Raw genomic sequence first — 10,859 nt, forward strand, 5'->3', positions numbered from 1 at the left:
ACCTGACCGTCCCACCCCGACCCGCGAAGGACGAGCATGACCGCACCAGCCTCCCCCGCCACCCATCGCGACCACGCGTTCCTCGCCGCCCTGCTGGACTGGGCGGTGACCGCCCCGGGACGCTCGCACGTGTGGTCGCCCCAGTCGGTCGGCACCGTGCTGGCCCTCCTCGCCTCGGCGGCCGGGGGTCGGGCACGCGACCAACTGTGCAACGTGCTCCTGGCCGACAGCACGTTCCCCGCACCGCCCGGGGCCGACGCCGCCGTGGCCGCGCACCTGGACCTCCTGGACACGGCCGTGCGCGTGGGGGACACGGAGAACATCGTGGCGACCACCGCCCTGTACACCGCCGAGGGGATGCGGTTGCGGCCGGAGTTCGAGGAACGGATGCTCGGGCTGGTCGGCTCCGAGGTGGCCACGGCCGACTTCGCCCGCGACCCCGAGGGAACCCGGACCGCGATCAACGCCGCGATCGCCGACGCGACCCAGGGGCTGGTCCGCGCCCTCCTGCCCCCGGGGTCGGTCACCCCGCAGACCCTCGCGGTGCTGGCCACCACCCTGTGGGTCCGTCTGCGCTGGGTCATGCCCTTCGATCCGGAGGAGACACGCCCCCGCGTCTTCCACGCGCCCGAGGGCGACCGGGAGGTGCCGATGATGTGGTCCGACGCGTACCTGGAGCACGCCCGTGCCGCCGGGTGGAGCATGGTGAGCCTGGAGGGCGACCAGGACCTGACCCTCGACGTGCTCCTGCCCGACGACCCCTCCGGTGAGCTGCCCGCCCTGACCCCCGACACACTGGCCGAACTGCGTGGGAACACCGTCGACCGCCCGGTCGACCTCTCCCTGCCGCGCTTCCGGTTGGAGCACAGCGTGGACGTGCTCACCGCCCTGCGTGAACTGTCCTTCGACGCGCTGGCCGAGGCCGCCCCCGACCTGCCCGGGATGTGCGACCGACCGGCACGGTTCGACCGCATCCTGCACCGGTCCGTGGTCACCGTGGACGAGGCCGGGGCCGAGGCGGCGGCCGCGACGGCCATGGTGGCGGTCGCAGGGGTGCCGGACGCGCTGCCCGAGCCACCCCCGCCCGTGGAGTTCACCGCGGACCGGCCGTTCGTGTTCGTCCTGCGGCGGGGCGAGGCGATCCTCTTCCTGGGCCGCGTCACCGACCCCGCCGACCCCGGCCCCGCCGCGTCCTGAGCGGCGGACGGGCTCAGGCGTCGAAGACCTCGAACTCGGTGGCCAGCGCCGTCCCCACGCGGCCGCCCGCCTCCGCGGCGGCCTTGGACAGGAAGGACTTCTGGTCGAAGCCGTCGAGGTTGGCCAGGTACACCTCGTGCGCGTCCAGGGAGGCGATCCCCGCCGCCAGGTCGGCCTCGCCCAGCTCCACGTAGTGCGTCGGCCTCGGCGAGGCGCCGAAGGCCACGAACCGCACCCCGGACCACGGTTCGACGCCGTCGCCGAGCTGGTCGGTGAACACCCACCGGTTGGCGGCGTCGCGCACCGCGTCCAGCAGGGCGGGGCCGAGCACCCGGTGGTCGGCGTGGTTGAAGGACGTTCCGCCCGGGAAGGCCTCGCGGAAGTTGATGGAGACGATGACGTCCGGGCGGTGCCGCCGGATCGCGTCGGCGAGCGCGCGCCGCAGCGGCAGGCCGTACTCCAGGGCGCCGTCGGCGAAGTCGAGGAACTCCACCGCCTCGGCGCCCACGGCGGTCGCCGAGGCGCGCTGTTCGGCCATACGCAGGGGGCCGCACTCCTGCGGCGGGAGGCTGTCGATGCCCGCCTCGCCCCGGGTGACCATGAGCTCGACCACGCTCTTGCCCTGGCCGGTCCAGCGGGAGAGCGCCGACGACACCCCGAATTCCAGGTCGTCCGGGTGGGCGACCACCGCCAGGGCACGGTTCCAGTCCTCGGGGAGGGGCCGGGGGGCGCTGTTTTCGTTCATGTCCGTCATGGCATTCACCCTAGAGCGCGCGCCTCCCCGGCACACCGAAAGACGGCCTCAGGAACCGGTGGCACCGCCGGGCGCCGACCCGGCCTGGCCGCCCGGCGCCGAGCCGTTCGGGGAACTCCCGGCACTGCCGTTGCGGGCCGCGCGCTGCTGCGCCGCGCGCGCCTTGACGGCGGCGGCCATCTGCTCCTGGAGCTGCTTGGGAACGGTGATCTCCAGCAGCTCGCTGGGCGGTACCGGCTGTTCGCCGCGGACCACCACGATGTTGGCGAACAGCTGCTCGGCCTCGGCCATCACCTCGGGCTTGACGGCGCCCTCTCCGCGGATCACGCCGCGCAGCACCCAGCGCGGACCGTCCACGCCGATGAACCGCACGCGCTGGCCCAACTGCCTGCCGTCCTCGGTGGTCTTGCCCTTGACCGGGACGACCGCCTGGAGTTCGGGGCCGAAGGTGCCCTCGTGCTCCTCGCTCTTGCCGCCCTGCTTGGTGACCTGCTCGCGCAGCTCCTCCCGCATCTCGTCCCACAGCCCGGAGGACTTGGGGGCGGCGAAGGGCTGCACCTGGAGCGCGGTCTTGCCCCTGACGAGGGTCACCCCGATGATCTTCTGCTTGCCCTGGGCGTCCTGGGCGACGTTCACCTGGATCTCGGTGCCCTGTTCCATCGGCAGCCGGATGCTGCCCAGGTCCATCCGCCGCGCCTCGGGGAATTCCTCGGTGGAGTCCCACGGGCCGGTGGCACGGTACCGGTCCGCGTCCTTGACGATCCGCTCGGTCGGTTTGGCGGGCTCGACCTCGTTGTCGAAGGAGACCTCGCCCGCGGCACCCGTCCTCCGGGGCGCCGCCCCGGTCTCCGCGCCTCTCCCGGCCTTGTCGTCGCGCTTCTTACGGCGGCGTCCAAACACGCCCTCACCTCTCCGCTTCCGTTGATCCCGGGTCGCGCCGGGGTTTCGGGGCACCGTCACCGCAGCGCGGCGTGGCCCCCGGTCGAACCGAAACCGCCCACACCGCGCACCGACTCGGGCAGGGAGTCCGCCTCGACGAACTCGACCCGTTCCACGCGCTGGACGACCAGCTGCGCGATGCGGTCACCACGGGACAGCCGCACGGGGGTGTCCCTGTCGGTGTTGATGAGTGTCACCCTGATCTCGCCGCGATACCCAGCGTCGACGGTGCCCGGAGCGTTGACGATCGTCACCCCGCAGCGCGCCGCCAGACCCGAGCGCGGGTGCACGAAGGCGGCGAACCCGTCGGGCAGGGCGATCGCCAGGCCCGTGGGGACCGTGGCCCGCTCCCCCGGCGCCAGGTCGACGTCGACGGCGGTGTACAGGTCGGCGCCCGCGTCACCGGGATGCGCGTATTCGGGCAGGGGAAGACCGGGGTCCAGACGGCGGACCGTGATCGGGATCCGGCCGTCTTCCAGGGATGAGGTACTCACAACCGTTGAGCCTATCGCTCCCGGGAGGCGGGTCCTGTGTCCGACGGCACCGAGGCGTGGGACGGCGCTCCGAAGCGCGCCGGCGGTACCCGAACGGTTCGTTCGAGTGCCGCCGGCGCGTCGGTTCACTGGTCCTCGGTCGGCTCCGGCAGCGTCACCTCGACGGTGAGTTCGGCCTCGTCGGTGGCCTCGAAGTCGATCCCGGCGGCGCGACCGGCGGCAGCGATGTCACCGCTGGCCGCACGGGCCGACTCGACCTGCTTGCCCGACACCCGGACGCGCTCGACCTCGGCGCGCATGGACAGCTTGGCCTCGGACTTGGCCTTGCGCACCGCGCGCAGGACCTCGGCGGTGGCGGCGAGCACGGCCGGGTCGCCGTCGGCGGCGGCGGTGCGGTACTCGGCGGCGTCCGGCCAGGGCTGGGTGTGCACGGACCCGTCCTGCCACCAGCTCCAGACCTCTTCGGTGACGAAGGGGACGAAGGGCGCGAACAGCCGGTGCAGGGCCCCCAGAGCGATGAGCAGGGCCGCGCGCGCCGAGGCGCCCTGGGGCGACTCGGTGTCGTAGGCGCGGGCCTTGACCAGCTCCAGGTAGTCGTCGCACAAGTCCCAGAAGAAGCGCTCGGTGCGCTCCAGGGCCCGGGTGTGGTCGTAGGCGGCGAAGGCGGCGGTGGCGTCCTCCACCACGTCCGCCAGGGTGGCCAGCATCGCCCGGTCCAGGGGCTCGGTGACCGCGGCCGGGTCGGTGACCGCGCCCTCGCCCGCGACCGACATGACGAACTTGCTGGCGTTGAGGATCTTGATGGACAGCCGTCGGCCGACCTTCATCTGGCCCTCGTCCATGGCGGTGTCGGTGCCCAGACGGCCGCTGGCCGCCCAGTACCGGACCGCGTCGGAGCTGTACTTCTCCAGCAGCGCGATCGGCGTGACGACGTTGCCCTTGGACTTGGACATCTTCTTGCGGTCCGGGTCCAGGATCCAGCCGGAGATGCCGGTGGTGTTCCAGGGCAGGGTGCCGTTCTCGAAGTGGGCGCGCACGACCGTGGAGAACAGCCAGGTCCGGATGATGTCCTGTCCCTGGGGGCGGAAGTCCATCGGGAAGACGCGCTCGAACAGGTCGGGGTCGCGTTCCCAACCGGAGGCGATCTGCGGTGACAGGGAGGAGGTCGCCCAGGTGTCCATGACGTCGGGGTCGCCGATGAAACCGCCCGCCTGGCCGCGCTGCTCCTCGGTGTAGCCTTCGGGCGTCTGCGAGCTGGGGTCGACGGGCAGCTGGTCCTCACCCGGGACGATCGGCTCGTCGTAGCGCGGGTTGCCCTCGGCGTCGAGCGGATACCAGACCGGGAACGGCACGCCGAAGAAGCGCTGGCGGCTGATCAGCCAGTCGCCGTTGAGGCCGCCGACCCAGTTCTCGTACCGCGAGCGCATGTGCTCGGGGTGCCAGACGAGCTCACGGCCGCGCTGGATGAGCTGTTCGCGCAGGTCCTCGTCACGACCGCCGTTGCGGATGTACCACTGGCGGGTGGTGACGATCTCCAGGGGCTTGTCGCCCTTCTCGTAGAACTTCACCGGGTGGGTGATCGGGCTGGGCTCGCCGATCAGGTCGCCGCTGGCGCGCAGGAGCTCGACCATGCGCTCGCGCGCGGTGTGCACGGTGGCGCCGACGAGTGTGGCGTAGGCCTCACGCCCCTCGGGGGACTCCAGACCCTTGGGCGGGTCGGCCATGATGCGGCCGTCCCAGCCGATGATGGGGCGGGTCTCCAGCTGGAGCTCGCGCCACCAGGTGACGTCGGTGATGTCGCCGAAGGTGCAGATCATCGCGGCGCCGGAGCCCTTCTCGGGGTCGGCGAGGCGGTGCGGGCGGACGGGGACCTCGACGCCGAAGACCGGTGTGCGCACCGTGGTGCCGAACAGGTCCTGGTAGCGCTCGTCGTCGGGGTGGGCGACCAGGGCGACGCAGGCCGCGAGCAGCTCGGGGCGGGTGGTCTCGATGTGGACCGGCTCGCCGTCGGGCTTGTGGAAGGCCAGCTTGTGGTAGGCGCTGGGGCGCTCCCGGTCCTCCAGCTCGGCCTGGGCGACGGCGGTGCGGAAGGTGACGTCCCACAGGGTGGGCGCCTCGGCCATGTAGGCCTCGCCGCGGGCCAGGTTGCGCAGGAAGGCGCGCTGGGCGGCGGCGCGGGAGTTGTCGTCGATGGTGGCGTAGGTGTGCCGCCAGTCGACGCTGAGCCCGAGGCGGCGCCAGATCGACTCGAAGACCTTCTCGTCCTCTTCGGTGAGCTGGTCGCACAGCTCGATGAAGTTGCGGCGGGAGATGGGGATCTGCCGCTTGGGGTTGGGCTTGGCCGGGGGCTGGAAGTCCGGGTCGTAGGGGATCGACGGGTCGCAGCGCACGCCGTAGTAGTTCTGGACGCGGCGCTCGGTGGGCAGACCGTTGTCGTCCCAGCCCATCGGGTAGAAGACGGCCTTGCCGTTCATCCGCTGGAAGCGCGCGACGGTGTCGGTGTGCGTGTAGGAGAACACGTGGCCGATGTGCAGCGAGCCCGAGACGGTGGGCGGCGGGGTGTCGATGGAGTAGACGTCCTCGCGGCTGCGGGTGCGGTCGAAGTGGTAGACGCCGGACTCATCCCATACGTCGACCCACTTCGCCTCGATACCGTCCAGCGAAGGCTTGTCGGGCATGCGGAAGGAATGAGAGCGGTTGGTCATGGGGCAATGGTAGTCCGCCGACGACCGTGATCGTTCCGCTTCTTCGCGCCTTCCACAATGACGTCAATACCCCGCCGGGGTGTCATGCGTGCGGGGGGCGTCCGTGAAAAGATCCCCGTACGGATACGACGCGCGCCGGTCGCGCGTCGTCGAAGCCCAACGGAAACGGTGAACGAGACAACATGGCCAAGAAGGACGGCGGTGAACTCGCCCCCGCGCTGCTCGGATTCGTGGCGGGGTTCGCCGCGGAGTACGTCACCCGCAAAGCCCTGACCTTCGCCTGGACACGCGCCACCGGAGAGGAGCCCCCGACGGACCTGGAATCGCCCGAGGTCGGTCTCGGCCGCGCGCTGGGGTGGGCCGTGGTGGCCGGCGTCGGCGTGGAGGTCGCCCGGGTACTGGCCGTGCGCACCGCGCGCAAGGGGCTGGCCCGGTCCGACCGTGACGAGATCGAGGCCTGACCACGCTCCCGGGGCCGTTCGGGCTCCGCCGGGGTTTCTCAGGGCGCGCCGAGCCGCGAGCGAGCGACGAGCGTCAGGCGAGGACGAGCAATCCCCGCTTTCGGGGCGCCCGACTGGAGCGGGCGCCGCGCCGCGGTCGTCCGTTGGTGGCGACGGTCGGGGCGGGGCGAGGCGGCGGACCCGAAGCGAAAACGCCCCGGGAGAGCACGCGGTGGACGGCCCACCGCACGCTTCTCGCGTGTGGTCGGCCGTCCACCGCCGTGCACGTCGTCAGCACCGCCGTGCGGGCCCCAGAACGGGGAGCGGCGGTGTCGCCGCGGACGGGGACGGAGGTCCGCCCCGTCCGGTCAGACGCATTCCTTGCAGATCAGCTGCCTGTCGCGCTGTTCGGCGAGCTGACTGCGGTGGTGCACCAGGAAGCACCGCGCGCAGGTGAACTCGTCGGACTGGCGCGGGAGGACGCGGACCGCGAGCTCCTCGCCGGACAGGTCCGCGCCAGGCAGCTCCAGACCCTCGGCGACCTCGTCGGGGTCGGCGTCGATCGGCCCGGCGCTCTTGTCCGCGCGCCGCGCCTGCAACTCCTGGAGACTGTCCTCGTTGATTTCCTCGTCAGTCTTGCGCGGGCTGTCGTAGTCGGTGGCCATCTCTGCTAACTCCATCCCCCTCGTTCAGTGCCTCGTCGCGCGGGTGTAACGCTTGAGAGACCTTCGTTGTGCCCGGTTCGGCCAATGAGTTTTTCCGACCCCGGCGAACCGTGCCCCCTCCCGGGTCACCGTCCACAGGTCAGCAGCACTCCCGTGGAATCGTGGCCGAAGACGGCCACAGCGGCCGCGCGTCGGCCGGTTCCCCGTGTACTACCCAGCGTCGGGGTTCCCGATAGACCTGAAAACCCTGCTTCCGCCCATCACGGACGAGCGCGGAACACTCCCCCACCGGTGGGCAAGAACCAAGACATGCCCACGTCAGGAGGGATTCCCTCCGTGTCCACGCCCGGGGAAGCATACCCACCCGGAGTCGACGCTCGTGACAGGGGTGGGCGTGTCTTCGGACACGTATAGATACCACGAAGCGTGGCCACGCGCAGCTCGGGTCCGGACCTCAGCGGCGGTCGGCCACCTCACCGGGAGGAACCGGCAGGCACACGGTGACGACGAGTCCGCCGCCCGCGCGCGGCCACGCGGTCACGACGCCGTCGTGGGCGCGCACCACGGACCGGACGATGGACAGTCCGAGGCCGGCGCTGCGCCCCGATCCGACGCGGTCACCGGAACCGCGGCGGAACGGTTCGAAGAGTCCCTCGATCTCGTAGGCGGGGATCACCTTGCCCGAGTTCTCCACCTGGATGGCGGGCCTGCCCTCGTACATGCCGCTGCGGACGGTGATCTCACCCTCGGCGACGTTGTACTTGAGGGCGTTCTCCACGAGGTTGCCCACGAGCCGTTCCAGAAGGACCGGGTCGCCCTCCACAAGCGCTGGGCGCAGGTCCAGGCGCAGTTGGAGAGCTGACTCGGACAGGTCTCCGGCCAGTTGGCTGAGGACCGTCTCGGCGACCTCCCCGAGGTCGACGCGGGTGCGCGACTCCAGTTCCCGGTCGCTCTTGGCCAGGAAGAGGAGGCCGTCGATGAGGCGTTCGTGCCGCGCGTTGGTCTCCAGCAGGGTTTGCCCGACGCTCTTGAGGTCAGCGGAGACGTCCGGCGCGCTGAGCGCCACCTCCAGGAGCGTCCGGTTGATCGCCAACGGGGTGCGCAGCTCGTGTGAGGCGTTGGCGACGAACCGGCGCTGGCCGTCGAAGGCGCGGTCGAGCCGTTCCAGCATCCCGTCGAAGGTGTCGGCGAGTTCGCGGATCTCGTCGTCGGGGCCGGACAGGGCGATGCGTTCGTGCAGGGAGCGTTCGGACAGCCGCCGGGCGATACGGGTGATCTTCTGGAGCGGGGAGAGGGCCCGACCGGCCACCGCGTACCCGAGGGCGACCGCGAGCAGCCCCACCAGGAACAGGGCGAGCAGGGAGAATCGCGTGACGTGGGTGAGCACCTCCTCGATGAGGTAGCTCTGCGTGGCCAGCTCCGAGGCGCTGTCCTCCGCGAGAAGGGCGTTGAGCAGGACGGTGACGATGAGGTAGTTCACCAGGACCAGCACCGAGCCCGCGGCGAAGAACAGCATCCCGTAGATGAGGGTGAGCCGCGAGCGCAGGCTGAGGTTGTCCGTGAAGCGGTGCACCCGCTCGGCGGCGGCGGAGCGCTCCGTCCCCTCACCGGAGGGGGCGACGGTGTTGAGCCTGCGCCACGTACCGGTGTCCCCCGGGCGGGTGGGCTCGACCTGGCCCGGTTCCGGCCGTTCCGCCGGTCTCACAGCCGGTACCCCGCACCGGGGACGGTCTGGATGACCGGTGGGTCGCCGAGTTTCTTGCGCAGGGTCATGACCGTGACCCTGACGACGTTGGTGAACGGGTCGGCGTTCTCGTCCCAGGCCTTCTCCAGCAACCCCTCGGCGCTGACCACGGTGCCCCGGGCGCGCATGAGCACCTGCAGGACGGCGAACTCCTTGGGGGTGAGCGGCAGTTCGCGGCCTTCCCGGTAGACCCGGTGGTTGGCGGGGTCGAGCGTGATGCCGTGCCGTTCCAGGACGGGTGGTAGCGGAGGGACCGCGCGGCGGCCCAGGGCGTGCACACGGGCGACGAGCTCGGCGAAGGCGAAGGGCTTGGCCAGGTAGTCGTCGGCGCCCAGGGTCAGCCCGTCCACCTTGTCCTGCACACCGTCGGAGGCGGTGAGCATGAGGATGCGGCCGGTGTAGCTGTCGCCGACCAGTGAGCGGGCGACGTCGTCGCCGTGGGTCCCGGGGAGGTCGCGATCGAGGACGACCACGTCGTAGTCATTGACCGCGACGTACTCCAGGGCGGTGTCACCGTCGTAGACCACGTCGACCGCCATCGACTCGCGTCGGAGCCCGACCGCCACGGTGTCGGCCAGGATCCGTTCGTCTTCGACCACGAGTACGCGCACGTTGACCTTGACCTTCTCAACCTCTGCTGCATGGGAAAAGAAGAGGGGCCGCTGCCGGCGCATCCCCCAACACACCGGCAGCGGCGTTCGTGGCCCCGGCCGCGTCATCCGTTCTCCCACACTCGGGGTAAGGAGGCGGTAAACCCGCCGCGGAATCCGCCGCGGAGGTCCACCTTCCTCACCCCGTGGAGACACGGGCGCTGGGCCGGGGGCATTGCTTCCCTGCTTCGCACGGGGAGCCGCCGCCGACGAATCCCCCAACCGTCGGCGGCGGCCCAACCCCGCACATCTCAAATCTGACACATCAAGAATAAGAAACAAGTAAGCCCCAGGCCCACAAGGAAAATGTGTCATGTGACACCCGCCTGTGCACCGTCGTGGGGTCGTGCCCGGGACACGGACTCCGATGACGCGAAACCGGGGGTGGTGGTTTGGTTTGGCTTCCGGTGCGGTAGGGGTAGTAGACGCACGCGTGGACACCGGCCCCGGGCCGGACCGCGACGGGCACCGCGCCACACCGATGTGGCGTCATCGCATCGCGCGGACACGCTGTCGTGCGCTGACGGCTTTCCACCAGGGCATCCGTATGCCCTGGTGCCGACCCCTGAAAGAGGTGTCATGGGCGAGTTCCTCGCAGAGATCAAGGTCCGGATCAACGAGACCTCCCGGTCGCTCCGCTCGGCTCAGGCCGCCGGGGACGACTTCCTCGCCGACACACACGCGTCGGAGCTGGAGGACCTGTACCGGATCGCGGCTCGCAACGGCATCGACACCCGCTGCTGACGCGGGTTCGACGGCCCTGAACCGGACCCCCCGGAAGGGCCACGTGCTCGGGGCGGGGTGGACCGTGGTCCGCCCCGCCCCTCGTGTGTCGCCCCGGGGCCGGAGCGCCCCCGGCCCCGGACCCCTCTAGCCGTCCGTGTCGGCGCCCAGCGGGGCCAGCAGGCGGTCGAGGGCCTCGTACAGCTCGGGCCGCGCCGCGATCACCAGATCCCCGCTGGGCGGCCCGCCCGCGACCCCGCCCACGCGCACGCCCGCCTCACTGGCGACCAGCCCGGGCGCGGCCCAGTCCCAGGGGTTGAGCCCGCGCTCGTAGTAGGCGTCGCAGCGGCCGGTGGCCAAACCGGTCAGGTCCACGGCGGCCGCACCACAGCGCCGGATGTCGCGGACCCGGGGAAGCACCTCCAGCAGGACCCTGGCCTGCTGGGCCCGCCGCTCGGGGGAGTACCCGAAACCGGTGGCCACCAGGGCCCGGTCGAGCGGAACCGCGTCCGGAGCGCTCAGGGCCACCCCGTTGCGGCGGGGGGCGG

At 71.3% G+C, this 10,859-nt stretch carries 11 protein-coding genes; 3 read left to right on the plus strand and 8 right to left on the minus strand.

All coding sequences use genetic code 11. The annotated features are described in order from the left end of the window. Window positions 1-36: 36 nt before the first annotated feature. Entirely contained in the window at window positions 37-1,197 is a 1,161-nt protein-coding gene (locus tag D471_RS0109050; protein WP_017598328.1) for a serpin family protein, read from the plus strand. Window positions 1,198-1,210: 13 nt separating this feature from the next. On the opposite strand, the gene D471_RS0109055 is transcribed toward D471_RS0109050, so the two are convergent. The 4 genes from D471_RS0109055 to valS form a co-directional block, all read right to left on the minus strand. Beyond that, window positions 1,211-1,951: a PIG-L deacetylase family protein gene (locus D471_RS0109055; RefSeq protein WP_017598329.1), complete on the minus strand. Its 741-nt coding sequence runs from the start codon at window positions 1,949-1,951 to the stop codon at window positions 1,211-1,213. 48 nt (window positions 1,952-1,999) lie between these two features. Then, window positions 2,000-2,851, minus strand: coding sequence for a DUF3710 domain-containing protein (locus D471_RS0109060; RefSeq protein WP_017598330.1), 852 nt, complete (start codon window positions 2,849-2,851; stop codon window positions 2,000-2,002). 56 nt (window positions 2,852-2,907) lie between these two features. Beyond that, window positions 2,908-3,384, minus strand: a complete 477-nt coding sequence (gene dut / locus D471_RS0109065) for a dUTP diphosphatase (RefSeq protein WP_017598331.1) — start codon at window positions 3,382-3,384, stop codon at window positions 2,908-2,910. 125 nt (window positions 3,385-3,509) lie between these two features. Beyond that, on the minus strand, window positions 3,510-6,089 hold the full coding sequence (gene valS / locus D471_RS0109070) for a valine--tRNA ligase (protein WP_017598332.1): 2,580 nt from the start codon (window positions 6,087-6,089) through the stop codon (window positions 3,510-3,512). Between the two features lie 182 nt (window positions 6,090-6,271). Here valS and D471_RS0109075 point away from each other — a divergent pair, with 182 nt between their 5' ends. Further along, complete coding sequence (locus D471_RS0109075; RefSeq protein WP_017598333.1) at window positions 6,272-6,550, plus strand: DUF4235 domain-containing protein; 279 nt, start codon at window positions 6,272-6,274, stop codon at window positions 6,548-6,550. Window positions 6,551-6,897: 347 nt separating this feature from the next. On the opposite strand, the gene D471_RS0109080 is transcribed toward D471_RS0109075, so the two are convergent. The 3 genes from D471_RS0109080 to D471_RS0109090 form a co-directional block, all read right to left on the minus strand. Further along, window positions 6,898-7,194, minus strand: coding sequence for a DUF4193 domain-containing protein (locus tag D471_RS0109080; RefSeq protein WP_017598334.1), 297 nt, complete (start codon window positions 7,192-7,194; stop codon window positions 6,898-6,900). Window positions 7,195-7,648: 454 nt separating this feature from the next. Then, window positions 7,649-8,899, minus strand: coding sequence for a sensor histidine kinase (locus D471_RS0109085; RefSeq protein ID WP_017598335.1), 1,251 nt, complete (start codon window positions 8,897-8,899; stop codon window positions 7,649-7,651). Further along, the gene (locus tag D471_RS0109090; protein WP_017598336.1) at window positions 8,896-9,549 is read right to left on the minus strand and encodes a response regulator transcription factor; all 654 of its coding nucleotides are present in this window, start codon (window positions 9,547-9,549) and stop codon (window positions 8,896-8,898) included. Before D471_RS0109090 ends, D471_RS0109085 begins: the two co-directional genes overlap by 4 nt. 618 nt (window positions 9,550-10,167) lie before the next feature. Here D471_RS0109090 and D471_RS40775 point away from each other — a divergent pair. Beyond that, on the plus strand, window positions 10,168-10,332 hold the full coding sequence (locus tag D471_RS40775) for a hypothetical protein (protein ID WP_017598337.1): 165 nt from the start codon (window positions 10,168-10,170) through the stop codon (window positions 10,330-10,332). Between the two features lie 126 nt (window positions 10,333-10,458). Here D471_RS40775 and D471_RS0109100 read toward each other — a convergent pair. Next, window positions 10,459-10,859 (minus strand): inositol monophosphatase family protein (locus D471_RS0109100; RefSeq protein WP_017598338.1); only part of this gene is annotated, 401 nt, incomplete at its 5' end.

Origin of the sequence: Nocardiopsis lucentensis DSM 44048 (assembly GCF_000341125.1) — a bacterium.
Classification (GTDB): domain Bacteria; phylum Actinomycetota; class Actinomycetes; order Streptosporangiales; family Streptosporangiaceae; genus Nocardiopsis; species Nocardiopsis lucentensis.